Origin of the sequence: Micromonospora alfalfae (assembly GCF_022230925.1) — a bacterium.
GTDB classification, from domain to species: Bacteria; Actinomycetota; Actinomycetes; order Mycobacteriales; family Micromonosporaceae; genus Micromonospora; species Micromonospora alfalfae.
On sequence record NZ_JAKKFH010000062.1, the window covers coordinates 195,942 to 222,162 of the forward strand.

General features: G+C 73.0%; 20 protein-coding genes. 9 read left to right on the forward strand and 11 right to left on the reverse strand.

The features are described from left to right. Positions 1-25: 25 nt before the first annotated feature. The 4 genes from MED01_RS33855 (at position 26) to MED01_RS33870 (ending at position 5,609) form a co-directional block, all read left to right on the forward strand. Positions 26-1,021 carry an AAA family ATPase gene (locus MED01_RS33855; protein WP_112583044.1) on the forward strand — a complete coding sequence of 332 codons (996 nt, stop codon included), beginning with the start codon at positions 26-28 and terminating at the stop codon, positions 1,019-1,021. A gap of 14 nt (positions 1,022-1,035) precedes the next feature. Next, a complete protein-coding gene (locus MED01_RS33860) occupies positions 1,036-2,208 on the forward strand; it encodes a DUF58 domain-containing protein (protein WP_238672557.1) in 1,173 nt (390 codons plus the stop codon). Further along, the gene (locus MED01_RS33865) at positions 2,205-4,568 is read left to right on the forward strand and encodes a transglutaminaseTgpA domain-containing protein (RefSeq protein WP_372493787.1); all 2,364 of its coding nucleotides are present in this window, start codon (positions 2,205-2,207) and stop codon (positions 4,566-4,568) included. Before MED01_RS33860 ends, MED01_RS33865 begins: the two co-directional genes overlap by 4 nt. A 237-nt stretch (positions 4,569-4,805) precedes the next feature. After that, positions 4,806-5,609, forward strand: a complete 804-nt coding sequence (locus tag MED01_RS33870) for a class I SAM-dependent methyltransferase (RefSeq protein ID WP_238672560.1) — start codon at positions 4,806-4,808, stop codon at positions 5,607-5,609. Positions 5,610-5,613: 4 nt separating this feature from the next. On the opposite strand, the gene MED01_RS33875 is transcribed toward MED01_RS33870, so the two are convergent. Together MED01_RS33875 and MED01_RS33880 are read right to left on the reverse strand one after the other, a co-directional pair. Further along, positions 5,614-6,405: an SDR family oxidoreductase gene (locus MED01_RS33875; protein ID WP_238672561.1), complete on the reverse strand. Its 792-nt coding sequence runs from the start codon at positions 6,403-6,405 to the stop codon at positions 5,614-5,616. Further along, positions 6,402-7,385, reverse strand: a complete 984-nt coding sequence (locus MED01_RS33880) for an LLM class F420-dependent oxidoreductase (RefSeq protein ID WP_238672705.1) — start codon at positions 7,383-7,385, stop codon at positions 6,402-6,404. The genes MED01_RS33875 and MED01_RS33880 overlap by 4 nt, the downstream gene beginning before the upstream one ends. A 154-nt stretch (positions 7,386-7,539) precedes the next feature. Between MED01_RS33880 and MED01_RS33885 the strand changes: the two genes are divergently transcribed. Together MED01_RS33885 and MED01_RS33890 are read left to right on the forward strand one after the other, a co-directional pair. Then, positions 7,540-8,760 carry a low temperature requirement protein A gene (locus tag MED01_RS33885; RefSeq protein WP_238672562.1) on the forward strand — a complete coding sequence of 407 codons (1,221 nt, stop codon included), beginning with the start codon at positions 7,540-7,542 and terminating at the stop codon, positions 8,758-8,760. Positions 8,761-8,807: 47 nt separating this feature from the next. Continuing rightward, positions 8,808-9,671: a DUF1028 domain-containing protein gene (locus tag MED01_RS33890; protein ID WP_238672563.1), complete on the forward strand. Its 864-nt coding sequence runs from the start codon at positions 8,808-8,810 to the stop codon at positions 9,669-9,671. A gap of 40 nt (positions 9,672-9,711) precedes the next feature. On the opposite strand, the gene MED01_RS33895 is transcribed toward MED01_RS33890, so the two are convergent. Further along, on the reverse strand, positions 9,712-10,599 hold the full coding sequence (locus MED01_RS33895; RefSeq protein WP_238672564.1) for a phosphatase PAP2 family protein: 888 nt from the start codon (positions 10,597-10,599) through the stop codon (positions 9,712-9,714). Between the two features lie 170 nt (positions 10,600-10,769). Here MED01_RS33895 and MED01_RS33900 point away from each other — a divergent pair, with 170 nt between their 5' ends. After that, positions 10,770-11,438, forward strand: a complete 669-nt coding sequence (locus tag MED01_RS33900) for a DUF3159 domain-containing protein (protein ID WP_238672706.1) — start codon at positions 10,770-10,772, stop codon at positions 11,436-11,438. Positions 11,439-11,778: 340 nt separating this feature from the next. Here MED01_RS33900 and MED01_RS33905 read toward each other — a convergent pair whose 3' ends face one another. Further along, positions 11,779-14,685 carry a glycoside hydrolase family 48 protein gene (locus MED01_RS33905; protein ID WP_238672565.1) on the reverse strand — a complete coding sequence of 969 codons (2,907 nt, stop codon included), beginning with the start codon at positions 14,683-14,685 and terminating at the stop codon, positions 11,779-11,781. An 848-nt stretch (positions 14,686-15,533) separates the two neighbouring features. Between MED01_RS33905 and MED01_RS33910 the strand changes: the two genes are divergently transcribed. After that, positions 15,534-16,877 (forward strand): GH1 family beta-glucosidase, encoded by a 1,344-nt coding sequence (locus MED01_RS33910; protein ID WP_238672566.1) that lies wholly within the window; start codon positions 15,534-15,536, stop codon positions 16,875-16,877. Between the two features lie 79 nt (positions 16,878-16,956). Here the strand turns inward: MED01_RS33910 and MED01_RS33915 are convergent, their stop codons facing one another. The 3 genes from MED01_RS33915 to MED01_RS33925 form a co-directional block, all read right to left on the reverse strand. Next, entirely contained in the window at positions 16,957-17,379 is a 423-nt protein-coding gene (locus MED01_RS33915; protein WP_088988684.1) for a roadblock/LC7 domain-containing protein, read from the reverse strand. Further along, positions 17,376-19,913, reverse strand: coding sequence for a sensor histidine kinase (locus MED01_RS33920; RefSeq protein WP_238672567.1), 2,538 nt, complete (start codon positions 19,911-19,913; stop codon positions 17,376-17,378). Before MED01_RS33920 ends, MED01_RS33915 begins: the two co-directional genes overlap by 4 nt. 99 nt (positions 19,914-20,012) lie before the next feature. Then, positions 20,013-21,425 carry an FGGY family carbohydrate kinase gene (locus MED01_RS33925; protein ID WP_238672568.1) on the reverse strand — a complete coding sequence of 471 codons (1,413 nt, stop codon included), beginning with the start codon at positions 21,423-21,425 and terminating at the stop codon, positions 20,013-20,015. Between the two features lie 204 nt (positions 21,426-21,629). On the opposite strand from MED01_RS33925, the gene MED01_RS33930 reads away from it, so the two are divergent. Further along, the gene (locus MED01_RS33930) at positions 21,630-23,552 is read left to right on the forward strand and encodes an anthranilate synthase family protein (RefSeq protein WP_238672569.1); all 1,923 of its coding nucleotides are present in this window, start codon (positions 21,630-21,632) and stop codon (positions 23,550-23,552) included. Between the two features lie 95 nt (positions 23,553-23,647). On the opposite strand, the gene wrbA is transcribed toward MED01_RS33930, so the two are convergent. The 4 genes from wrbA to MED01_RS33950 all read right to left on the reverse strand — a co-directional run bounded on the left by wrbA (position 23,648) and on the right by MED01_RS33950 (position 26,195). Beyond that, positions 23,648-24,265, reverse strand: a complete 618-nt coding sequence (gene wrbA / locus MED01_RS33935; RefSeq protein ID WP_091404121.1) for an NAD(P)H:quinone oxidoreductase — start codon at positions 24,263-24,265, stop codon at positions 23,648-23,650. Between the two features lie 286 nt (positions 24,266-24,551). After that, positions 24,552-24,920 carry a DUF3037 domain-containing protein gene (locus MED01_RS33940; RefSeq protein ID WP_091404117.1) on the reverse strand — a complete coding sequence of 123 codons (369 nt, stop codon included), beginning with the start codon at positions 24,918-24,920 and terminating at the stop codon, positions 24,552-24,554. Next, on the reverse strand, positions 24,917-25,675 hold the full coding sequence (locus MED01_RS33945; protein WP_238672570.1) for a HipA family kinase: 759 nt from the start codon (positions 25,673-25,675) through the stop codon (positions 24,917-24,919). Before MED01_RS33945 ends, MED01_RS33940 begins: the two co-directional genes overlap by 4 nt. Before the next feature lie 64 nt (positions 25,676-25,739). Beyond that, positions 25,740-26,195 (reverse strand): hypothetical protein, encoded by a 456-nt coding sequence (locus MED01_RS33950; RefSeq protein ID WP_238672571.1) that lies wholly within the window; start codon positions 26,193-26,195, stop codon positions 25,740-25,742. Positions 26,196-26,221: the final 26 nt, after the last annotated feature.

Sequence of the window (26,221 nt, forward strand, 5' to 3'; positions counted from 1 at the left end):
CACCAGGCGAGGAGCACCACCGACAGTGAACACCCACGAGCCGCTCACCCAACCGGAGGTGCAGGGTTTCGCCGCCCTGGCCGCCCGGCTGGCCGAGAACGTCAACGCGGTGGTGCTCGGCAAGCCGCAGGTGGTGCGGTTGGCGCTGACCGCGCTCTTCGCCCAGGGTCATGTGCTGCTGGAGGACGTGCCAGGGGTCGGTAAGACGACCCTGGCGCGGGCCATCGCCGCCACTGTGAAGGGTGAGTGGCGGCGCATCCAGTTCACGCCCGACCTGCTCCCCTCGGACGTGTCCGGCGTGACGATCTTCAACCAGGCGACCCGGGACTTCGAGTTCCACCCGGGGCCGGTCTTTGCCAACATCGTCATCGCCGACGAGATCAACCGGGCGTCGCCGAAGACCCAGTCGGCGCTGCTGGAGGTGATGGAGGAACGGACCGTCACTGTGGACGGGGTCCGGCACCCGGTGCCGTCGCCGTTCCTGGTGGTGGCCACGCAGAACCCGGTGGAGATGGACGGCACCTACCGGCTGCCCGAGGCGCAGTTGGACCGGTTCCTGGTGAAGCTCTCCGTCGGGTACCCGGACGAGGCGGTCGAGGTGGAGGTGCTGCGCGGCGCGACAGTGCGCTCCCCCGAGGCGCTCGCCCCGGTCACCGACACCGCCACCGTCGGGGAGATGGTCCGGATGGCCCGCCGGGTGCACATCGCCGAGCCGCTCTACGCGTACGCGGTCCGGTTGGCGGCGGCCACCCGCACCCACCCGCAGGTGCGCGTCGGGGTCAGCCCCCGGGGCGTGATTGCGTTGACCCGGGCGGCGTGCGCGTACGCGCTGATCGACGGGCGGGGCTGGATCATGCCGGAGGATCTGAAGGCGCTCGTCGAGGCGGTGTTCGCGCACCGGTTGCTGCTCACCCCGGACGCCCAGGTGCGCGGGATGACCCCCGCGGAGGTGCTGCGCCAGGCCGTCGCCTCGGTGCCGGTGCCGCTGCCGTCGGGGCAACCCGCTCCGGTGCAGGGCTGACCGGCAGCAGCGCGATGGGGATCACCGCCCGCGGGGTCGGGCTGCTCGTCGCCGCCGTGGCGCTGCTGGGGGTGGGTTTCCGGTTCGCGTACCCCGAGTTGACGCTGCTCGGCGCGGCGGCCGGCGCGGCCGTCGGCTACGCGGCGTTGGTCGCGGCCTGGCGGCCCCGGCTGACGGTGACCCGACGCGCGGACCCGGACCGGGTGGCGCGCGGCGAGCCGGCGAGCATGACGTTGACAGTGCGCAACACCGGGCGGCTGCGCTCGGCGAACCTGCTGGCCGAGGACCGGTGCGGTGAGCGGACAGTGCCGGTGCCGGTGCTGCGCCTGCGCCCCGGCCGGGACACCGACGTCCGCTACGACGTGCCGACCGACCGTCGTGGGGTGGTGCCGGTCGGTCCGCTGCGGGTGACCCGACGCGACCCGCTGGGGTTGGTGGCGTTGGCCCGCCCGTACGGCGCGGCGGTGCCGGTCTGGGTGCACCCCCGGATCCATCCGCTGACGGCGGTGCCCCGAGGCTCGGGGCGCAGCCTCGACGGCCGGGTGGACGGGGTTCCGCACGGGTCGATCACGTTCGACTCGCTACGGGAGTACGTGGTTGGCGACGAGCTGCGCCGGGTGCACTGGCGCACCAGCGCCAGGGTGGGTGAGCTGATGGTGCGGGAGAACGTGGACACCAGCCTGCCGCGCCTGGTCGTGCTGTTGGACAACCGTGCCGCCGCGCACCCGCAGCGGGTCGGCGGGGTGGCGGAGTCGTTCGAGTCGGCCTGCGAGGCGGCGGCGTCGGTCGTCACCGCGGCGCACCGCGCCGACCTGCCGGTGCTGTTGCTGTTGGCCGCCGCGGAACCGGCGGAGGTGACGACGCCCGACGGTGACGCCGACGGCACGCTCGGGCCGCTGGACCGGCTCGCCGCCGCCGACCTGTCCGCCGACGGCGACGCGGTGCGGGCGGCCACCACCCGGCTGCGGCAGGACCGGCTCGGCGACACCCTGATCTTCCTGACCGGGCCGGGTGGCCGGGCCGAGCTGGGGCACGTGGGGGCGCTGCGCGGGGCGTACCCGTCGGTGGTGGTCGGGGTGTTCGGCGCGGCGGAGCCGACGCCGCCGGGCACCGCCGGCCTGGTGATCGTCGACGCGGCCGACGGCGCGCAGTTCGCCGCCGAGTGGGACGGGGTACGCCGGTGGTGACGGTCGCCGTGCGGGTGCTGCGGGCGGCGGTCCTGCCGCTGGCGCTGATCGGGCTGACGGCGCTCGCCGGGGTCGTGCTCGGCCGGGTGTACGCCGGTGGCCTGCTGACCTGGCTGGTCGTCGGCGCGGCGGCGGGTTCGGTGCTGGTCAGCGTGGCGGCCCGGCGGCTGCCGTCCTGGCTGGTGGCGCCGGTGTCGGTGGCCGCGATGGCTGGCTGGACACTGTGGTCGCTGCGGCTGGCCGCGACCCGCGCGCAGTTGCCAGGTGGCCTGTTGGAGGTCACCGCGGACGCCGCCCGCAACGGCATCCCCCGGTTGCTCACCGCGATGATCCCGGTGGAACCCACCCCGGACACCGTGCTGGTGCCTGTCGTCGCCGCCTGGCTGGCCGGGCTGACCGGCGCGGAGGTGGCGCTGCGCACCGGTCGGGTGCTGCTGGGTTACCTGCCGGCGGCAGGGCTCTACGCCGCCGCCCTCTATGTGGTCGGCCCGAACGCCGAACCGGCGCTGGGGTCGACGGTGGTGTTCGTCGCTGTCGCGGCCCTCGGCCTGGCGACTCCCACCCGGACCGCGCCCGACGGTGGCGATCCGAGCGCCGAACTGGCCCCCCGGGTACGGGCGGCGGTGCGACTGCGCCTGGCCACCAGCGCGGCGCTCGGGGTGGCGGTGGTGGTCGGGCTGGTGGCCTTGCTCGGCCCGGTCGTCGCGGAGCAGGTCGACGGGCGGCCGGTGGACCCGCGCCGGTACGTGGAGCCGCCGCAGGTGCAGACGCTCGACGAGAACCCGTTGATCCGGATCTCCGGCTGGGCGCTGCACCCGGAGCAGAAGCTCCTCGACGTGAGCACCGAACGCCCCGACGCGCCGCCCGCCGACGCCCCGCCGGAGGCCGACCCGACGGCGGACACCGCGCGCAGTGTGCGGATCCGGTTGGCGGTGCTCAGCGACTACGACGGGGTGACCTGGCGGGTCGGCGCGACGTACCGCAACGCCGGACGGATCCTGCCGGCCGCGACCGCGGCCCGCGACAGCACTGTGCAGACGGTCCGGCAGCAGATCAGCGTGGCCGAGTTGAGCGGTCGGCTGCTGCCCGCGGTGGCGACGCCCAGGGAGGTCAGTGGGGCGCGGGTGGCGTACGACCCGGCGAGCGGAACGCTGATCCGGCCGGAAGGGCTGACGCCGGGGCTGCGGTACTCGGTGACCTCCGCCGAGGAACGGCCGGACGCGAACCTGTTGGCCAGCGCGAACGTGCCCGCCGGCGACGAGGTGGCCCGGGTGCTGCGGGTCGCCGACGGGGTGCCCGACCCGATGCGCCGGCTGGCCACCCAACTCGCTGAGGAGAACGGCGCGCCGTTCGCGCGGGCATTGGCGATCGAGCAGTTCCTGGCCGAGCACTACCGGGTGGTGGCGGACGCCCCGAGCGGGCACGCGTACCCGAATCTGGGGTTCTTCCTGTTCGGGCCCCGCAACGGCGGCGGCCAGGAGGGCACCTCGGAGCAGTTCGCGGCGTCCTTCGCGGTCCTCGGTCGGCTCTCCGGGCTGCCCACGCGGGTGGTGGTGGGCTTTCGGACCAGCGGGCAGGGGCCGGTGCTGGCCGGTGACGCGTACGCCTGGCCGGAGGTGCTCTTCGACGGGCTGGGGTGGGTGGCGTTCGACCCGCTGCCCCGCCCCGATGACGAGCCGAGACCGGTGGAGGAGGATTTCCGCCCGACGCCGGAGGACCCTCCGCCGTCGGAGGCGCCAGCGCCGACAGCGGAGCCGAGCGCCTCACCGGAGCCGGCGGACGCCGCCGACGCCCCGCCCGGCCCGGACGGGGTCTCCACGCCGGTGCTGGTCGCCGGCGGCAGCGGCGGTCTGCTGCTGGTGGTGGGGGCACTCCTGCTCACCCTGTTGGCGATGCGCCGTTCCCTCACCCGCAGCCGGCTCGTGCGGGGCGACCCCGGTCAGCGCATCGCCGGCGCCTGGCGGGAGGTCACCGACGCGCTCCGGCTGGCCGGCAGACCGGTCGGTGACGACCTGGCCGCCACCGAGATCGCCGGGCACGCCCGCCGGACCCTCGCCGACGCCCGCCTCGGCCGAACCGGAGGCAGCGCGCCCGATGAGCCCGCCGAGCCGGTCACCGTCGCACCCACCGTCGGCACAGCGGGGGCAGACGCATCCGGCCCGGCGGTCGACGAGTTGGCGGCCCTGCTCAATCAGGTGGGCTTCGCCCCCGCCGCCGCTACTCCCGAGCAGGCGGCTAGGGCCGCCGAGGTGGCCACCGCCTACGTGGCCACCCTGCGCTCGGCCCGCCCCTGGTGGCGCCGTCTGCTCTGGTCGGTGCACCCCACTCCGCTGCGCCGCGCACGCCGCTCCCCCCGATGAGCAGGCGCACGGCGGAAACACCGACGGTCGGCTCCTCCCCCGCGCAGGGGAGTGCGGTCCCGCCGCTGGGGGATCCCCGCGTCCTTCATCCTGTGAACTACTCGAAGACCAACTGCCGACCACTGTGGAGCGTTGATGAGCCCGCACTATGACCGCCACCCGCCAGCGGTAGTGACCGGCCAGCTCGGCGCGTGAAATCAGGTGGCCCGTGCGCCGCACACCGTTGACCATCAGAGCGTGGATCAGCATTCGAGCGACATCGTCGACTACTACACGCAGCGCTACCGCGAAGACCAGCGGCTCACCGCCCGCCCACAGGCGCGACTGGAGTGGATCCGCACGACGCAGCTCCTGCGGGATCTCCTACCCGGCCCTGGTGCCCGGGTGCTGGACATCGGTGGGGGCACCGGCGAGTACGCACGGGCCCTCGTCTCCGCCGGCTACCAGGTCCGCCTCGTCGATCTGGTGCCCAGCCACGTCGCGCAGGCCCGCGATGGGCACCCTCCGGTCGAGGCACAGGTGGCCGACGCGCGTGCGCTTCCCGACGCCGACGACGTATACGACGCCGCGCTGCTGCTGGGCCCGCTCTATCACCTGGTACGCAGCGCCGATCGGCTCCAGGCGCTCCGCGAGGCGGTCCGGGTGACCCGCCCCGGCGGTCTCGTCGTGGCCGCCGTCATCTCCCGCTTCGCCGGCCCGTTGGACTTCGCGGCCACCGGACGACTCGACGAACGGCTGCTCGACGAGGCCAGGGCGCTGCTGAGCGACGGTGTCAACGATCCGCGGATCGGGTTCACCCACGCCTACTTCCACCGGATCGAGGAGATCACCGACGAGTGCGCGGCGGCGGGGCTGACCGATGTCGTCGTACACGGGGTGGAGGGTCCGGCATGGACGGCGGCGGAGGCGGCGGCGGACGGGCCGGCGCGGGACGCGGTCTTCGCCGCGGCGTTGGACCTGGCCAGGCTCTACAGCAGCGAGCCGGCGCTGATCGGTTCCAGCGCTCATCTCCTGGCCGTGGGGCGCGTTCCGATGCGGTAGCGGGTCAGGCGGTCAGCCGGCGGATGAGTTTGCGCATGCCGGCCTGCCACCCGTCCGGGTCCTCGGCCCGGCGGCGCGCGTAGTCGGCCACCTCGGGGTGCGGCAGGATCAGGAACCTCTCCTCGGCCAGCCCGGCGATGGTCGCGTCGGCGACCTGGTCCGGGGTGAGCACCGCACCGGACGCGGCGACCACCCGGGCGCCGAGGTGACCCTCGGCGAGCCCGTCGGCGAGCATCGGGGTGTCCACCCCCTGCGGGCACAGCGCGCTGACCCGGATGCCCCGGTCCCGGTAGGTGATGGCCAGCCACTCCGCGAACCCCACCGAAGCGTGTTTCGTCGTCGTGTACGCGGCGTCGCCCACCGCTGTCAGCACACCGGCCGCGGAGCAGGTGTGCAGCAGGTGCCCGCCGCCGCGGGCGAGCATTCCGGGCAGCACCGCGCGCGCGGAGTAGACGTGGGCCAGCACGTTGACCCGCCAGGAGCGGTCCCAGCCGGCGTCGTCGACCTCCACTCCCCCGCCGGTGGTCACCCCGGCGTTGGCGCAGAACAGGTCGATCCGGCCGTACCGCTGCTCGGTGTCGGCGACCAGCGCGCGGACCTGCTCCTCGTCGGTGACGTCGAGGGCGCGGGCGTGCGCGACCGGGCCGATGCCCTCGGCCACCGCGCGGGCCGCGTCGGCGTCCAGGTCGGCGACCACCACGGCGGCGGCCCCCTCGGCGGCGAACCGGCGCGACAGCGCCGCGCCGATGCCGCCGGCCCCGCCGGTGACCACCACGATCCGGTCGGTGAGGTTCACGCGGACGCCTCCACGACGTTGGTGCCCAACCGGGCGATGAGGCTGAGCAGCGCTGCCGCGCCGCCGGCGGTGACCTCGGGGGTGGGTAGCAGCGCGACGATCGGCACGTCCACCCCGTTGTCGGCGTAGCGGCGCACCTCGGCGCGGCACCGCTCCGCGGAGCCGTGCAGCACCAACGCGTCGACCACGTCGTCGGGCACCGCCGCGTTGGCGCCACGCCGGTCACCGGCGGCCCAGGCCGCCCACATGGGCGCGAGCGCCTCGTCACGGCCGAGCCAGCGGTGGAACTCGGCGTACGCTCCGACGGTGAGGTAGCTGGTGATGAGCCGACGGCCCAGCGCCCGGGCGTACGCGGCGTCCTCGGTGGGGCAGACGAAGATCCGGGCGGCGACCTCGAAGCCGGCCCGGCGCTCGCCCAGCTCGGCGAGGGCGCGCGGCACGTCGTCGGCGCTGAGCCAGTTGAGGATGACCCCGTCGGCTTCCGCACCGGCCAGCCGGAGCATCCCCGGGCGCAGCGCGGCGAGCAGGATCGCCGGCGGCACCGCCGGCGGTCGTTCCAGCGTGAACCGGCGGACGGCGAACGTGTCGTAGACCTCGTCGACTGTCTCGCCGGCCAGCGCGGCGCGCAGGAAACGCAGCACGTCGCGGGTGCGGCGGAACGGCTCGTCGAACGGCACCGCGTTCCAGTCCCGTACCAGCACGGGTGAGGACGCGCCGATGCCGAGCGAGAACCGACCCGGCGCGGCTTCGGCCAGCGTCGCCGCGCTCATCGCCAGCAACCCGGGGCCCCGGGTGAAGACCGGTGTGATCGCGGTGCCGAGCCGCAGGCCGGGCTGCCAGGCCGCGGCCAGCGCCAGTGGGGTGAACGCGTCGGTCCCGGCGACCTCTGACGACCAGACGTCGGTGAACCCGGCTCGGTCGAGGGCCGCGTAGGCCGCGTCGTGCTGCGCCAGCGCGATCCCGCTCAGCGGCACCGTCATGCCCCATCGATTCGTCACCGGTCGATCGTGCCCGTTGACGCGGGCCCGAGCAAGATCCCTGGGTTGGGCAGAATCGCCGGTTTCCGCCAGTGCGCCCCAGCACCGGGTGCTACGACTTCGTGGTGGACCGGACCGACGGCGCAGGCCGCTGACCATGGGTTCCAGGGCAGCGGGACACCTGGAACCGGTCCCGGCGGCGGCCGCGCCCGGCCGGGCGACGTTCCTGGAACTCTTCTTCGATCTGGTGTTCGTCTTCGCGCTGACCCGGATCTCGGCGCGCGCGTTCGAGGACCTGACCCAGGACCCGGGCCGGGAGCACGGCTGGGCGACGATCACCGGCGGCGGCAAGACACTGCTGTTGCTGCTGGCGCTCTGGGCTGTCTGGCAGGGCACCGCGTGGACGACCAGCCGGTACGACCCGTACCGGGCGCCGTTGCAGACCGTGGTGCTCACCGCGCTGGTGTGCAGCATGGTGATGGGGGTGGCCATCCCCCGGGCGTTCAGCGAGACCGCGCTGATGTTCGCTGTGGCGTACGTCGTCGCGCAGGTGACCCGGCCGGTGATCCTGTCGATCGTGCTCGGGCCGCACCCGTACCGCCGGTTGAAGGTGCGCATGGCGGTGATCTTCGCCGTCAGCGGCGTGCTCTGGATCAGCGGCGCGATGATGTCCACCAACGCTCAGGTGCTGCTCTGGTCGGCGGCGCTGCTCACCGAGTACCTGGCTGCCCGCTGTGGCTGGCCGGTGCCCGGCCTGGGTCGTTCGACGATCTCCAAGTGGGAGATCGCCGGGGAACATCTGGCCGAGCGGTACCAGCAGTTCTTCCTCGTCGCGCTGGGCGAGACGATCCTGGTGGCGGGTTTCTCGTACAGCCGGGGGCCCTACGAGAAGGGTCACGCCTGGGCGTTCGCGCTGGCGTTGGCCACCTCGATCATGCTGTGGCGCATCTACGTGCAGCGGGCCGGGCGGATCCTGGGCGAGGCGGTGATGAAGGCCCGCCACCCCGCCACCATCGGCCGGTCGGCGGCCGACACCCACCTGGTGATGGTGATCGGTCTCGCTGCCACGGCGATCGGGTACGAGCTGATCATCGATCATCCGTTGGAGCGGATCGCGGGACCGTGGCTGGCCATGGTGCTCGGTGGGCCGGCCCTGTTCCTGGCCGGCCGGGCCCGCCTGGAGTACGAGGTGTTCGGGCGGGTCTCCCCGTCCCGGTGGGTCGCCCTCACGGTGCTGGTGGCGTCGTCGGTGCCGCTGCTGCACCTGCCCGGCGTGATCGCGACAGCGGCCGCGGTGCTGGTGCTGGGCGGGGTCGCGGTGGCCGACGCCCGTCGGGCCCACGGCGCCCCGCCGGAGGCCGCCACGCCGCCGTTCTGAGCCTCGCACGTCGATGTCGCGTCGGCGTGGACGGTTACTCTCGGCCGGTGACCTTCTCGCTCGTTGCCCGCTCCGCCGACGGCCGCCTGCACGGCGTGGCCGTCGCCAGCAAGTTCCTCGCCGCCGGGGCGCTGGTGCCGGCCGCCGCCGCCGAGGTGGGCGCGCTGGCCACCCAGGCGCACGTCAATCTCGCCTACCGACCGCAGGGCCTCACCCTGTTGCGCACCGGGGTGGCCGCCGCCGACGTGGTGGCCGGGCTGGTCGCCGCCGACCCCGAGCGGGAGCACCGTCAGCTCGGCGTCGTGGGGGCAACCGGCGCGGGCGCCAGCTGGACCGGGCCGGCCTGCCACCAGTGGGCCGGCGGGCGGACCGGCGACGGCTGGGCCGCGCAGGGCAACGTGCTCACCGGCCCGGAGGTCGTCGACGCCCTCGGGGCGGCCTGGCTGGCGGGAACGGCGCTGCCCTTCGCCGAGCGGCTGGTCGCCGCGCTGCGGGCCGGCGACGAGGCCGGTGGCGACCGGCGTGGCCGGCAGAGCGCCGGCCTGCTCGTGGTCGAGCGCGGCGGCGGGTACGGCGGCACCAGCGACGTGGTGGTGGACCTGCGCGTGGACGACCACCCCGACCCGGTCGCCGAGCTGGGTCGCCTGCTCGCTGTGCACACCATGCTGTTCGGCCGGCCCGACCCGGCCACCCTGCTCGACCTGAGCGGCGCGGTCGCCGCCGAGGTGGCGGCGTTGCTCGGCGCGCTGGGCCATCCGGTGCACGAGGACGGCACCGAAGCGGCGTTGATCTCCTGGGCCGGTTTGGAGAACCTGGAGGAGCGGCTGGTGCCGGGGCGGATCGACCCGGTGGTGCTGACACACCTGCGCGGTGTCGCCCCGCACGTCCCCGCACCCCGCGCAGCGAGCTGACCCCGGCCGTCCCCACGCGAGGCGGCTGAGCCGGGCTGGCTCAGCCCTTGACCCGGGGCACCAGCCGGTGCACGACGGTGAGCGCCAACGCCATCACCACCGCCATCGTGCCGGCGATCCCGGCGGCGCTGCCCGCGTACCCGACGAACAGGGGACGGCGGGCCAGCTCCTCCGGCCCGGTGTCGCGCAGGTCGAGCAGCCAGGACAGGGAGATCCCGCAGGCCACCAGGGCGAGTACACCGCCGAGCCCGAGCACCAGCGCCGCGATCCGGTGCGCGTCGCCGTGGGCGATCTCGGCCTGCTCCCGCTGGGTGACCAGCAGCAGCAACCCGGCCAACGCCGCCCACACGCCGACCACGAGGTACGCGGCGACGGCGTCGCTGGGTCGGTGCCAGCCGGCGGAGAGGGTGGCGACCCCGGCGACGGCGGCGTAGGCGGCGCCGATGAAGGCACCGGCGGCCCGCACCTTGCGCGGCAGCACGAGCATCAGGGCGACCGCCACCGAGGCGGCCACCGTGGCGTGCCCGCTCGGAAGGCTGTTGCCCACCGCGGCGCGTTCCGGGTCGACACCGAAGTCGGGCCGGCTCAGCCCGTACTTGAGCAGCTGGGTCGTGACGTTCGCTCCGGCGATCAGCAGGGTCGCGGTGATCGCCAGGGCGATCCGCCCCCGGATCAGCGCGATGAACCCGATCGTCGCGGTGGCGGCCAGCAGCGAGACCACCGACATCGCGTTGAGGATCCGGTCGACCGGACCCTCGATGGTGTCCTGCCCGATCCGGTTGCCGGTGAGGGCGACTGTGTCCACCCACTGACCGATCTCAAGGTGCACGGCCACCCGCCACACGGCGAGGAAGGCGGCCGCCTGGACGAGGGCCAGTACGACCAACCAGACCGCGGTCCAACCCCGTGCCGTCGCGCGCATCCGCACACCGTAGCGGCAGGTGTCGGCGCTCCGACCGGTGGCCCGCCGCCAATCGCCGGTTAGGTTGTGCCGGAGGCGAGGAGGCGGTCGTGAGCGGAACACCGGAGCGCGACAGCGGCCCGGCCGAACCCGGCGCGGAGCAGCGTGAAGGCGACAACCCGGGGTCGGGAGGGCCGGTGCGGGCCGGCGTCGGCACCGGTCCGGGTGGGCCGGCGCGGGCCGAGTCGCTGACGGATCTGCTGGGCGGGCGACGCGGCGCCATCGATGCCACAGTGCCGCCGCTGGCGTTCGCGGCGGGCTGGCTGCTCGGTGGCGAGTCGCTGTGGGGCGGCGTCGGTGCGGCGCTGGCCGCGGGTGCGGTGGTGACCGGCGTACGGCTGCGCCGGGGTGACCGGCCGCGCTCGGTGCTGATCGGACTGCTGGCCGTCTGCGTCGCGGCGTTGATCGCGGTACGTACCGGCCGGGCCGAGAACTTCTTCCTGATCCAGGTGCTGTCGAACGCCGCGAGCGCTCTGGCGTGGACGGTCAGCATCGTGGTGCGGTGGCCACTGCTCGGTGTGCTGGTTGGCGCGGTGCTGGGCCAGCGGGCCGGTTGGCGGCGCGACCCGGTGCTGCTGCGCGGCTACGGCCGGGCCAGTTGGGTGTGGACGGCGACCTACCTGCTGCGGCTGGCCGTGTTCGTGCCGCTCTACCTGGGTGGGCAGGTGCTCGCGCTGGTGGTGGCCCGGGTGGCGCTGACCTGGCCGCTGGTCGCCGCGGCGCTGGCGCTGAGCTGGGTGGTGCTGCGGCGCTCGCTGCCGGCCGGGCACCCGGGGCTGCGTCACCCGGTCGCGCCGCCTCGCTGAGACCGGCCCCGCGCGGCCCGACTCGGGGCGGGGAGGCGGCCGGACTCGGGGCAAAAAAGTGGAGAGGCCGCCACGGGGGGAGCGGCCTCTCCGGTGACGTACGTTACTCCGTCACGGACCTCGGTGTGATCCCGCGACGGCCCGAATTTCTGGGCTTTTTCGCGGCTGGCTCCAGTCCGGGCGGTGGGGTGGGCCAGCCGATCCGCTGCGTCGGCCAGATGGCCGGCCCACCCCGGCCTGACCGTGGGTGTCAGGCCGTCCCGCCAGCCCGGGTCCGTCGTTCCCCGGACCCGGGCCGGATCCCGGGGTGGGCGGTCCACGCCACCCACCCCGGGTCGTCTCAGCCGTTCGGGAACATGCTGCCGTAGTCGGCGTACGCCATGGCGACGTCAGCCTGCGCCCAGAACCGGTGGTAGTTGAACTCGGGCTCCGCACCACCGTTGAGGTACGCCTGCACCTTGGGCCAGTCCGGGTCGTTCTTGTAGAAGGACCGGATGTCGAGGAAGCTCTTGCCGGCGGCGATGGTGTCACCGTTCGGCATCTTCCCGGTCCAACCCGACGGGACGTAGAGGCCCTGCCCGGTGGACGCGTTGTAGACGTCGTCGAAGCGCCGGTAGTCGCCACGCTTCTCGGTGGTGGAGACACCCTTGGCGTCGCTGGCGGCCGACAGCGCGTCGAGCAGCCCCTTGGCGGTGTCCTTCGCCGCCACGTTGCCCGACTTGGCCGCGTACGCGATCAGGATCCGGGCGTAGGCGGCGGTGACGCCGACGTCCTGACCCTTGCTGATGACCTCGACGTGCAGGCCGGTGTTGGGCTGCGGGTTGGACGGGTTCCAGGTGGTCGGCTGACCGGTCCACGCCATGTCCGACGGGATCGACCAGTTGGTGCCGAGGGTGGTGTTGGCGATCGCCCAGGGAACCCACTTGTCCAGCAGCGCCTTGGCCTTCGCGTTGCCGGTCTGCTGGTACAGCTCGGCGATGCGCTGCATCGACCAGGCCTGCATGCCGAACCACTGGTTCGACGGCGGGTCGTTGTAGACCGGGTCGACGTCGTAGAACATGCCGTAGAAGGTGCTGGTGCCGGCCGGCGGCTGGGCGTAGCTACCGTCCCAGCTGTTGGTGGCGCCACCGGCGATGCCGCCCTCGGCGGACTGCAACCAGGTGTAGAACTCCAGCTGCCGCTCGAAGCTCTTGGTCCAGTCGGCGACAGCTGTCGACGACTGCGGCTTGAGCTCCGGGGTGTTGGTCAGCGCCCAGGCCGCGAACGGGTTCTGGTAGCCGAAGTGGTTGTGGCTGGAGCCGATCCGCCAGGACCAGTTCTGGCTGGCGTCGTACGCGCCGCCCCAGGCGTAGTACCAGGACAGCAGGTAGTGCGCCGAGTCCTTGCCGCTGCCGGCGGGGCAGGTGCTGGCCCCGACGCAGTTGCCGATCTTCTTGAAGTACTTGTCGAACATCGCGTACCGCAGGTAGTCGCCCATCTTGGCGGCCTTGGTGATGGTGGCGGCGACGTCGGCCTGCTTGTTCTGCGCCTTGGACCAGGTCAGCGCCCAGTACGCGGCCTGCACGGCGCGGGCGTCGGCGTCCGGGGCGTTCGTGTACTTCCACTGCTTGGCGGGGGCGCCGGTGTCCTTGACGAACAGGTCGAGGTAGCCGTACTGACCGCCGTGCTTGAAGGTGTCGCAGGAGGGCTGCGGGACGGTCTCCCACACCGACTCCTGGGTGCCCCGCTGGAAGGTGTTGATGTAGGCCGGCTTGGTGGTGCCGTCACCGCAGTGGCCGAAGCCGTAGGTGTTGTCGACGTCCATCAGCCAGTGCATGCCGTAGATGTCGCCGGTGCCGTAGGTGGACTGCAACTCCGAGCGGAGCGGGTCCTGGCCGACCGAGATGTTCGGGTTCAGCGCCGACGGGTACTGGCTGGGCAGGTTGTACTCCGCGGCGTACTGCGGGGTGCCCGCGGAGCCGGCGGTCGGCTGGTCGGCGTGCGTGGGGATGATGTACTTCTCCATCACCGTCCAGGCGTTGTTGAACGGGGCCCAGTTCTGGGTGACCTTGCCGTAGTAGGCCTCCAGCCAGAGCCAGAAGCTGAACGCCTCCGAGGTGGTCTCGTGGCCGTGGTCGGGCGCCTCGACGATCAGCGTCTCCACCGAGTGGTACGGCACGCCCTCGGGGCTGAAGTAGCCCGAGTTCTTGATCTTGCCGTACTGCTCGAGGAACTTGGCGGTGTAGGCGTTGTCGCCGCCGGGGGTGTCGTTGTCGATCTCGGTGGCGCTGACCGCCAGGGAAGCGAGACCGGTGGCGGAGGCGGTGATGGTGGCGGCGCCACCGACGGTGTCGGCGTCCTCCGCCGCGGCGACGGTGACGGTGACCCCGGTGTTCCAGTTGCTCGGGGTCAGCGTGGCGGTGGCCGGCGAGACCGTGACGTCGGTGTCACCGCTGCGGGTGAGGGTGACCGGCACGTTGGCCGTCGGGGCGGCGCTGAGCTTCAGGTTGAAGGTGGCGCTGCCACCCTCGGCGACGCTCACAGCGGACGGGGTGGCGACAAGTGTCGGACCGCTGGCGGCCCCGACGGTGAACGCCTTCTCGTCGACCCCGATGCCGTTGGCGTTGTCGTACGCCTTGGCCTGGACGGTGTAGCTGCCGGCCGGCAGGTCCTCCTGGGTGTACGCGTACGGAGCGGAGGTGTCGGTGTTGATCAGCAGGCCGTTGCGGTAGAACTCGACCTTGCTGATCGTCCCGTCCGGGTCGCTGGCGGTGGCCGTCAGCGGCACGTCGGCCGGCGCGGTGAACGGCCCGGTCGGCAGGCCGAGGGAGACCGTCGGCGGCTGGTTGGCCGGGGTGCCGTTGCAGGGGGTGCCGTTGAGGGTGAACGAGGTGGGCTTCGGGTTGCTGCCCGAGTGGGCGCCGTTGAAGCCGATGGTGGTGGAGGCCCCGGTGGCAAGGTTGCCGTTGTACGACTCGTTGGTCGCGGTGACCTCGCTGCCGGTCTGGCTGAATCTGGCCGACCAGCCCTGGGTGACCCGCTGACCGCTGGTCGGGAAGGTCCACTTGAGCGTCCAGTTGCTCACCGGGTCACCCAGGTTCTTGATGGTGACGTTCGCGGTGAAGCCGGTGTTCCAGTCGTTGGTCGCGTAGACCACGTCACAGGCGGGTGCGGCCTGTGCGGCGCCGGCAGGCAGGGTCACCCCGCCGATGGCGAGCAGCGCGGCGGCGGCGAGCGCCACGCGCCGGCGTATTGCCAGTTGTCTCATGTGCGCGGTGTCTCCTCGGACCAGGCCGGGATGGTCCCCGGCGAGGCGCCTGCCCGCGAGGGTGGTGGTGGTCCGCGGGGATGTCGAGGCGCCGGGAAGGTGGTCGTGCCCGGGCCCGGCCGGGGTAGGGCGTGCGGCCCGCACGGGAGGGGGTCCCGCCGGCTGCGCTCGGGTGACCGTGACCGGAGCTGGTGCTGCCGGTTGCCCTCGGTGGACCCGCACTCACGCGATCTGGCTCCTGTCGCGTCGAATCGACAGTGTGCCATGGAAGCGCTCCCACAACAAGCGCACGGAGCGCCGGATCAGCTCCTTGTTTCGATCTCGTTTTGGGTCTTTCACAAAGGCGTGACGGGCGTTACAGTCGCAACATCGGTCGATGGGAGCGCTTCCATCGACAAGGTTCCAACAAGAAGATCGCTGGGGTCGTTTCTGACGGGCCCAGGGAACCAGACCGAGGGCCGACGACGGGCCAGCCCGGACGCCGTCGTCAGCCATCGTCCCACCACAGGGAGGGAGGTGGAACCAGAGCCACTCGCGTGGCCCGGCTCCCGCGCGACACGCACGGCAGGACCCAAATCTCGCCCGTGTGTGTGCAGTTACGGTGGGGACGGGGGTTGCCCTCCCCCGTCCCCACACTAAACCCCCGTACACGATAGGAAAAGAGGCCGACGGGACAGGCGCGCCGCGCCGCCCGGACGGCCTCGTTCGCTGCTCGGGGCCAACCACCCGCCTCCCACCCGCCAGCGCCGGCCGTCCTGACGGCCGGCTGACCGGCAGGCAGCGTCTGCCCTATCATGGGAGCGCTCCCGAATCTTTCGGCGGTGGCCCCGTATCCATGAGGAGAATCCATGTCGATACCTACCGGGCCCGCCGGCCCGCTGCGCTTCCCGGACAACTTCGGCTGGGGCGCGGCCACCTCCGCCTACCAGATCGAGGGCGCCGCCAAGGAGGACGGGCGCGGCGAATCGGTCTGGGACACCTTCAGCCGCGTCCCAGGTCGCACCCGAAACGGCGACACCGGAGACGTGGCCATCGACCACTACCACCGCTACGCCGAGGACCTCGACCTCATGCGCGACCTCGGGTTGCGCAGCTACCGCTTCTCCATCTCCTGGCCCCGGATCCAGCCCGACGGCACCGGCACGCCCAACCAACGCGGCCTCGACTTCTACCGCCGCCTCCTCGACGGCCTGCACGAGCGCGGAATCACCCCGATGGCCACCCTGTTCCACTGGGACCTCCCGCAGGCGCTCCAGGACGCCGGCGGCTGGGAGTCACGCGACACCGCCCACCGCTTCGCCGACTACGCCGACGTGGTCTTCCGCGCCCTCGGCGACCGGGTGCCGGTCTGGCTCACCATCAACGAGCCCAAGACCGTTGTGCAGAACGGCTACCTCACCGGCCACCACGCCCCCGGGCGGCAGGACCCGGACGCCGCCTACCTGGTCGCCCACCACCTGCAACTCGCCCACGGGTACGCCGTCGCCGCGCTGCGGGCCACCGGCAGCGACAGCCGCATCGGCCCCGCGCTCAACCTGCACCCCTGCTACCCCGCCGACGACTCCCCGCAGGCCGCCGCGGCCGCCCACCTCTACGACGCCTACGAGAACCGGCTCTACCTCGACTCGCTGCTCAAGGGCAGCTACCCCGAAGACCTGCTGGCCGACCTGGGCCCGCAGAGCCGGATGGTCCAGGGCATCCGCGACGGCGACCTGGAGACCATCTCCGCGCCGGTCGACCTGCTGGCCGTGCAGTACTACACCCCGATCTACGTCACCGGCGACGGCGGCACCGCGCACCGCTGGGCGACCTCCGAGGCCGAATGGCAGCAGATCTACCCCGAGGGGATGTACGACCTGCTGACCCGGATCACCCGCGAATACGGGCCCATCCCGCTCACCATCACCGAGAACGGGCTGCCCACACCGGACACCCTGGGCGCGGACGACACCGTCCAGGACACCGGGCGGATCAGGTTCCTGCGCGACCACCTCACCGCGGCGCACCGGGCCATCGCCGACGGAGTGCCGCTGGAGAGCTTCCACGTCTGGTCACTGCTAGACAACTTCGAGTGGGACCAGGGCTACGACCAGCGCTGGGGCCTGGTCTACGTGGACTACGCCACCCAGCGTCGAGTGCTCAAGAACTCCGCCACCTGGTACCGCTCCGTCATCGCCGACGGCGGCTTCTGACCGCGCCGCCACCCGGATGGCCGGGCCCGGACGGCTCGGCTCGGGTGAGCCGTGACCGTCCGGGCCCCGGCCGGCTCACTCAGCGGGGCAGCGCCTGCTGCAACTCCGCCCGCAGGGCCGGGGTGAGCATCTCCCCCGCCTGCTTGGCCAGCCGGGCCATCTCGTAGCCCACCACGCCGATGTCCGCGTCACCGGCGGCCAGCGTGGCCAGAATCGAACCGTCGCGGATCTGCATCACCAGGAAGTAGCCACGGCCCATCTCGACCACCGTCTGCTTGACGACATCGCCGTCGAACATCGAGGCCGCGCCCGCGGTGATGCTCATCAGCCCCGAGGTCACCGCGGCGAGCTTGTCCGCGTTGTCACGCGGCAGGTGATCGGAGATCGCCACCAGCAGCCCGTCAGAGGAGACCACCACCGCGTGCGCCACACCCGGCACCCGCTCCGCGAACGCGCTCACCAGCCAGCTCAGGTCACGCGCCTCCTGGCTCAACGTCGTCACTGTCGTCGTCCCCCTTCGTCGTGCCCCCCGGACGGTGGCACGGGTATCTCGGTGGTGTCCTCAGCCTCGGCGCGCCGTACTCCGCTGTAGAGCCGCGAGAGCATGCCGCCGACCGCCTCCGGGTCCGGGTCGGTGCGGGTCGGTGCCGTCATCGGTTGTGCCGAACGGGTGACAGCGCTCAACTGCGCCATCGGCACCCGCACCGGCAATCCCCGCTCATTGGTGCCGGCGGTCACCGGGATCGTCGGTGGCGCCGCCGCGGCGGGCACCACCGGCGCGGTCGGGCCCTGCCGCGAATACCAGCCCCCGCCGGCACCGCGAGCAGCGGCGGGGGTCAACACGTCCTCGGCGCGTACCGGCACCGGGCGGCCCTGACGCGGCACGCCGACGCCCGGCGGGCGGCCGGCCACCGGCAGGTCCCGCACCGAGCCGTTCAGCATCGGGGCAGGGACCGGCCGGGCTGCCCCGGACTGCGGAACCATCCCTCGCGCCGCGCTCGCCGCCAACATCCGCGCCGACGGGGGCGCATCCAGCTCCACACTGCCCGGCGGCGCCAGCAACACGGCGGGCAGGGCGAGCCGGGCGACCAGGCCGTCCTCGCCGCCCTCCAGTCGCACGCGGACGCCCAACCGGGCCGCGAGGTGACTGACCACGAAGAGCCCCATCCGCTCCACCGCCGCGACGTCCGCGGCCGGAGGGCTGGCCAGCACCTCGTTCGCCTGCACCAACGCGGTCGGGCTCATACCCAGACCCCGGTCGACGATCTCGATCAACGCACCCCCCGCCTCGACTCGGGCGGTCACCACCACGACGGTGTCCGGGCGGGAGAAGGCGGTGGCGTTCTCCAGCAGCTCGGCCAGCAGGTGCACCAACTCGCCAACAGCGTGCCCGACCAGGTGCACATCGGCCACCGACTCGATCCGGACCCGCTGGTACTGCTCGATCTCCGCGGCGGCGGCCAGCAGCACCGCACCGAGCCCGACCGGCCGGTTCCACCGGCGGGTGGAGTCGGTGCCGGCGAGCACCAGCAGGCTCTCGTCGTTACGGCGCATCCGGGCGGCCAGGTGATCGAGCTTGAACAGGTTCTCCAACTGGTCCGGGTCGCTCTCCTCGCGCTCCAGGTCGTCCAGCAGCTCAAGCTGACGCTCCACCAGCACCTGGCTACGGCGGGCCAGGTTGACGAACATCGCGTTGACGTTGCGCCGCATCAGCGCCTGCTCGACGGCGACGGTGACCGCGCTGCGGTGCACCGCCACGAACGCCTCGGCCAGCTCGCCGATCTCGTCGAGTGAGCGGACCACCGCCGGCGCGACATCGATGCGCGGCACCCCACCGGTGACGGTCTTCAGTCGGTCCAGGGCGTCCGGCAACTCGACCTGGGCGATCCGCAGCGCCTGGCTGCGCAGCATCCGCATCGACCGGGCGACCGACCGCCCGATGAGCAACGAGATCAGCAGTGCGGCCAGCAGGACCGTGACCACCCCGCCGACGACCAGCAGGGTCGTCCGCAGCTGATCGTCGCTGGCCTCCTCGGCCTGCCGGACAGCGTCGTCGAGCACACCCGCCTCAAGCTGACGCAGCAGCTCCTGACGCTGCTGGCTGGCCGACCACCACTGCTCCGACGGCAGCACCTGCGGCGACGCGCCGCCGGAGGACAGGCTGCGCTCCTCCAACCCGGTGGCGACCAGGAACATCGGCGACACCGAGGTCTCGTCGTAGCGGCGGATCTGCTCACTGGTCGCGGCCACCCGGAACGCGCCGAGCGCGGTGAGCTGCTGACCGCGCAGGTCGGCGAGGACCACCCGGTCCTCGGTGCCGTACGCACCGGCGCGGGCTGCGGCGTAGAGCTGGGCCCGCACCCGGGAGGAGAGCTCCTTGACCCGGGCCAACTGGACGTAGCGCAGCACCGCGTCGTTCAACGCCGGCTGGTTCTGCCCCGGCGTCGGTTCGGCGAGCAGGTCGAGCAACGCCCCGACGGCCCGGTGGTAGTTGCCCAGGATGGTCTCGGTGCTGAGCACCGCCGGCGGGATCGCCGAGCGGATGTCGACCACCTGGTCGTACGCCTCCAGCGCCTCGGAGAAGGCCACCCGCCAGGACGCGTCAGCGTCAGTCAACGGCTCGGCGGCCCGGCTGAGGTCCACGATGGCCTTGTCGGTGGCCGCCTGCAACGGCTTCAGGTCGTTCGCGGCGGCCTGCCGGTCACCACCCTTACGCAGCTCGCCCAGCTCCCCCGCCGAGCGGTCACGCTCCTGCTGGAGCTGGTGCACCGCCGCGGTGATCTGCCGGCCGATGCCAACCTGACTGGAGAAGTCGTTCAACGCCGTCGTCCGCCCCACCAGGGTGCTGGTCTGCACCCCGGCGAGCAGAAGGAACGCCATCGACGGCACCAACAGCACTGTGGCGAGCTTCGTGCTCATCCGCCAGTCGCGCAGCCGGAACGGTGACCGCCGTCGATGCGGAACGACTCGGACATCGAAGCGTCGTCGGCGATGGTTCGACACCGCGCCGTTCGCCGGGTCGGGACCTGCCGCCACCCTGCCTCCTCCGTCCTACCGCGTCCACCGCGGTCGGGGGAGCGCAGTCCATCCAACCAGGCTCGGTACCGCTGTCAACGGCCCGGGCGAGGCCAAGGTTCAGGAAGGATACTGCGGGTGGGAACCTCCTGCCGTGGTCGGTAAAACCAGCTCGTCCGTCCGGCCGATGTCGGCGAGCTCGATCGCCTCACCGAAGCGCCCCAGCGCCACCAACGCGGCACCGGTGGCGCCGATCTCCGGGTTGCGTTGATGCGACACCGGTCGCGGTGCGAGCGCGGTCGCGAAGGCCTGCCGCCACCACACCGAGGCCGCCACCGCACCGCCGCCCAGCACCACGCCGACCGGCTTGTCGATGGTGGACTCCAGCACCCCGAGATCCTCGGCGACCAGCTCACACAACCCCTGCATCAGCCCGGCCAGGATGTCGACCGAGGTGGTGCTGAAGCTCAGACCGCGCAGCTCACCGCTGCCCGCCGGCGCCAGCCCGGGCGCCCGATCGCCACCGAAACGGGGATCCGCCGGCCGGCCACCGCCCGTCGGCACCAACGCCAGCGCCGCGTCCAGCTCGGCACCCCGAGGCAACCGCAGCTCCCGATCCGCCCAGGCGAAGAGATTGCCCCCGTTGGCGTACGCGGCCCCGGTCACCACGTGGTCGTGGTCGACCCGGTACCGCCACAACCGTTCGGGCAGGCGCGGCAACGGCTCGCCCGCCGGGATCCGCTGCATCAGCCGTACGGCCGCGGAGGTGCCCACTGTGACGGCGGCCCGGCTCGGGTCGACGCAGCCCGAGCCGACGTTCGACGCCCCACCGTCGCCCACCGGCGGCGACCACCGGGCCTGCGCCAACTGCGGCCACCGACGGGCCAGGTCGGCCCGGAGCCGGCCGTGCCAGTCCAGCTCGCCCAGCGGCGGCAGCTCCGCCGGCCGCGCCTCGGCCAGGGTCAGCGCCTCCTCGTCCCAACGCAGGGTGCGTAGGTCCAGCAGACCGGTCCCGGAGGCCTGGGAGATCGACATCGGCGCCGTGTCGAGCAGCTTGCCCAGCACGTACTCCGGCAGACCCACGAACCGGGCGATCGGGGTGCCGGACTGCTCCCGCAACCAGGGCAACCGCATCGACCAGTACGAACGGTGCCACCAGCAGCCGGTGCGCTGGTGGAAGCCGTCCGGGTCGGTCGGTCCGGCGGTGCGCCCGACCGGGGCGGGCCGGGTGTCCAGCCAGGTGACCACCGGGCCCAAGGGGGCGCCGTCGCGGTCCAGCGGGAGCACCGAGTGCCACTGGGCGGAGACCGCCACCAGGCCGACGTCGTGCAGGTGCCCCGAGTCGGCCAGCTCGTCCAGGCACTCGACCAGGCTCGCCAGATAGTCAGGACCGGACAGCGTGCCGGTGCCGTCGTCGCCGATGGCGAGGTCGACCTTGCGGCGGGCCAGTGCGCCGGGCAGCGGCTGGGTGTCCGCGTCCAGCACCAGCCCGCGTACCGAGGAGGTGCCCAGGTCGAGCGCGAGAATGTTCATCGCCGGTCAAGTTACCCCGTGCCAGCCGGCCGACGGGCGCGTAGGGTGGATCACATGCTCGCGCAGTTGACCAGTTGGTGGCCCGCCGACCCGGCGGCCATCTCCCGCGCGTAGCTCCATCCACGCGGCCGCCATCGAGGCGGTCGCCGGATCTCCCGGCCGAGGGGCCGCCCGACGGCGGCACCCAGCCCGACGGAGACTCCGATGACCCACCTGACCGACCTGCTCGCCGCCGTCGCGCGCGGCGTCGACCCCGGCCCCTTCGCGCTGCTGCGCCGCGAGGGCGCTGACGAACTGGACCTGTTCACCGGCCCGGTCGACACAGTCGAAGTGCTCGCCGACCTCCCGCTGCCGGCGGGCCCGCCCGGGGCGCGGACGCTGGCCCTGGTGCCGTACCGGCAGATCACCGAACGCGGCTTCGCCTGCGTCGACGACGCCGCCCCGTTGGAGTTCCTCCAGGTCCGCGAGCACCAACGGATCACGCTGACCGACGCCCTCGCCGCGCTGCCCGACGAACCGGTGCGCACCACCGACGCCGGCTTCGACGTCAGCGACGAGGAGTACGCGCGGACCGTGCAGCGGGTGCTGTCCGAGGAGATCGGCCGCGGTGAGGGCGCGAACTTCGTCATCCACCGCGCCCTGCACGCCACGGTGCAGGGCCCGCCGCTGGGGGCCGCGCTGGCCGCACTGCGCCGGCTGCTGATCGCCGAACGAGGCGCGTACTGGACGTTCGTGGTGCACACCGGCACCCGGACGCTGGTCGGCGCCAGCCCGGAGCGGCACGTCAGCGTCGACGACGGACTGGTGATGATGAACCCGATCAGCGGCACCTTCCGCTGCCCCGGTGGCGTCGCGGACCGGTCGGCCCTGCTGCGTTTCCTCGCCGACCCGAAGGAGACCGAGGAGCTGTACATGGTGCTCGACGAGGAGCTGAAGATGATGGCCACCGTCGCCGAGCACGGTGGGCAGGTGATCGGACCGTACCTGAAGGAGATGTCCCACCTCGCGCACACCGAGTACCTGCTCGCCGGGCGGGGCACCCGCGACGTGCGGGAGGTGCTGCGCGAGACGATGTTCGCCCCCACCGTCACCGGCAGCCCGATCGAGAACGCCTGCCGGGTGATCGCCCGGCACGAACGCCGGGGCCGGGGCTACTACGGGGGCGTGCTGGCGCTGCTCGGCCACGACGAGGCCGGCCGGCAGACGCTCGACGCCCCGATCCTGATCCGGACCGCCGAGATCTCCCCCGCCGGCCGACTGCGGGTGCCGGTCGGCGCGACCCTGGTCCGGCATTCGACGGCGGCCGGCGAGGTGGCCGAGACGCACGCCAAGGCCGCCGGGGTGCTGGCCGCGCTCGGCCTCGGGCCGGCGGCGTCCGTCGGCGACCGCGGGCCGGTCGCGCGGCTGGCCGACGACCCGGCGGTACGCGACGCGCTGGCCGCCCGCAACGCACCGCTGGCCCGGTTCTGGCTGGACCAGCGGTCACCGGACGCGCCCGGACTGCCCGGGCTGGTCGGCCGCCGGGTGTTGATCGTGGACGCCGAGGACACCTTCACCGGAATGCTGGCCCACCAACTGAGCGCGTTGGGTCTCGCGGTGACCACCCGCGCCTGGCACGCGAGCGGCCCGGTCGACGACTACGACCTGGTGGTCGCCGGTCCCGGGCCGGGTGACCCGGGCAGCCCGGACGAGCCGAAGATGCTGGCGCTGCGGAAGCTGTTGACCGGGCTGCTGACCACCGGCCGTCCCACCCTCGCCGTCTGTCTCGGCCATCAGGTGCTGGCCGGGCTGCTGGGGCTGACGCTGCACCGCCGGGACGCCCCCTACCAGGGGTTGCAGCGGGAGGTGCCGGTGTTCGGCCGCACCCGCAGGGTCGGGTTCTACTCGACGTTCACCGCCCGCGCGGACGCCGACCGGCTGGCCACCGCGTACGGGCAGGTGGAGCTGGCCCGGGACCCGGGCGACGGCGCCGTGCACGCCCTGCGGGGGCGCGGCTTCGCCGGGGTGCAGTTCCACGCGGAGTCGGTGCTCAGCCCGGACGGTCTCGCCGTGCTCGGCGAGTTGCTGACCGAGTTGCTGCCCGCGTCCCGTCCGGATGAGTTGTCCGCTACGCGCGGAGGCGCATAGTGGCCGCGGCCCGGGGGTAGGGCTGGATGGACCGGTGGCGTGGACGGGCCGAGAGCCCCCGCCCGCGCCACCGGTCGCCCTCGGTTGTCAGTCGGTCAGGCGGCCAGGCCCGCCTTCAGCGCGGCACCCATCTGCACGGCCCGCCGGGCGGTGAGCGCGCAGGCCCCGAGCGCCACGGCGTCCGGGGCGATCTCACCGTTGTTGCTGGTGTGCGAGGGGCCGTACGGGTTGCCGGCGATGAACTGGCTGGTGTCGGTGTAACCGGGGGTGACCACCACACCGCCCCAGTGGTAGAAGACGTTGAAGAGCGAGGTCAGCGTGGTCTCCTGACCGCCGTGCGACGTCGCCGTCGAGGTGAAGGCGGAGTAGACCTTGTTGGCCAGCGCACCCTGCGCCCAGAGCGGGCCGGTGGTGTCGATGAACTGCTTGAGCTGCGCCGCGACCATGCCGTACCGGGTCGGCGCGCCGAGGATCACCACGTCGGCCCAGGCCAGGTCGTCGACCATCGCCTCGGGCACGTCCTGAGTTTCCAGGCGGTGCGCCTGCCAGCCGGAGTTGGAACGGATCGCCTCGTCCGGCGCCAGCTCGCGCACCTTGCGCAGGCGCACGTCGGCACCGGCGTCCCCAGCAGCCTCACACACGGCCTGCGCCATCTGGTACGTGATGCCGGTGGCGCTGTAGTAGATCACCGCTACCTTGGTCTGGGCAGCCATCAGAGTGTCCCCTTCTCGTCTCGGATCAGCTCCCGCGACTACCCGCTGTGGGCGCGCTCTAACGACAGCCCCGGCGCCCCGCCTACCGGTCCGCCGGCTCAAGTTTTCCGCAACTTCCCGGTCGTTCCGGCCCGACGTCACGCGCGGACGACGATCCTGATGCCATCGGTGCCGGCGGGATCGAGCCGCCGCCCCGCACCGGGCACCTGAACGGGGGATCGCGCTCCGCCGGCAACGGCGCTGGCGTAGCGCGATCAGGGGACGATCACCGCTCCCGCGCCTCGGCTCAGCGGACCAGGGTCGCCATCAGCCGGTCCAGCTCGGCCGCCGGGTCGACGGTGAGACCGGTGTGCACCGGCCCCGTCTGGATCATCGTGCTGCGCGGCGCGGCCAGCCAGTGGAACCGCTCACCGAGGCGCATCCGGGTCGCCGGCCCGTCACCGGAGCAGGTCCGGTCCCAGGAGTCGAGCACCGCTGCCACCGCGGGCAGGTCCACGTCGGGCGCCAGCGCCCGAACCCGGTCGGCGTCCAGGTGCGTCCGCGCGGCCAGGAAGTCGCGCTGCTGGCAGTAGAGCAACACCCCGACGTTGATCTGCTCACCGCGCTCGATGCGGGGCACGAGCCGGATCAGCGCGTACTCGAAGGGTTGCCTCATGCCCCGCTCCCCGATGGCAGCCAGTCGGCCGTGCGGGCGACCCGGCGGGTCAGGTGATCCAGGTACGCGCCGCGCGCCGCGTCGGCCGTCTCGAAGTCGGCGGCGGTCAACCACTCCCCCGGCACCAGGGCCAGCACCTCGGTGAGCAGCTCCGGGGTGACCTGGGGGGCCAGCTCGGCGTCGGCCTCGGCCAGCCGCGACGCGAACGGCGCCAGCACGTGATCCTCCGCGCGGTAGGCCCGATGCACAGCTGCCTCGGCGCGCGGCCAGTTGTGGTGGAAGTACAGGGAGGCGCCGTGGTCGATCAGCCACAGCTCCCGGTGCCAGACGAGCAGGTTCGGATTGCGCCAGCTCCGGTCGACGTTCTCCACGTACGCGTCGAACCAGAGCACCCGGGAGGCCAGCGCCGGGTCGACGGGGTGCGCCACCGGGTCGAAGCCCAGCGCCCCGGGCAGGAAGTCCATCCCGAGGTTGGCGCCGCCGCTGCTGCGCAGCAGCTCCTGCACCTCCTGGTCGGGCTCGGCCCGCCCGATCACCGGGTCGATGTCGAGGACCACCAGCGGCGGCACCCGCAACCCCAACCGGCGCGCCAGCTCACCGCAGACCACCTCGGCGATCAGCGCCTTGGGCCCCTGCCCGGCGCCACGGAACTTCGCCACGTAGGTGCCGAGGTCGGCGGCCTCCACCACGCCCGGCAGCGACCCACCCTCGCGCAGCGGGGTGACGTAACGGATCGCGGTGACCTGGCGGAGCACGCCGCCCACCCTACTGTGGCCGCCCGGGACGGGTGGCAGGCCGGCCCAGACCGGCACGCGCGGCTCAGTCGAGCTTGTCGCGCAGCTTGTCGACCTGGGTCTGCAGGCGGTCCACCGCGTTCTCGTTGTTGACGAACGTGGTGATGCCCGCGGCCAGACCGAGCCCGATCAGCACGGCCAGGATGCTGAGCACGAGGCCGCCGATCGACACGCCACGACCGGTGACCCCGGGTCGGCGCGCCATCTTGAGCCCGACGATGCCGAGGATGATCCCGATGATGCCGAGCACCAACCCCAGCCAGGCGAGGATCGCCGTCAACACGCTGAACAGGCCGGCCACTCCGAACACCAGAGCGAAGGTCGCCGCGGCGCTCGTCTTCGCGCGCGCGTCCCCCCGATGGCCGCGGGACCCGGCCGTTACGCCGGCGCCCCGCGCCGGCTCGCTTGCGGCAGTCATGAGATTCCCTTCCGTACGCGCGGCGCGCGCACTTCCGGCGAGCCGCATTCCCCCGACGACCACCGTTACGCCTCCCACCAGCAGGAGTG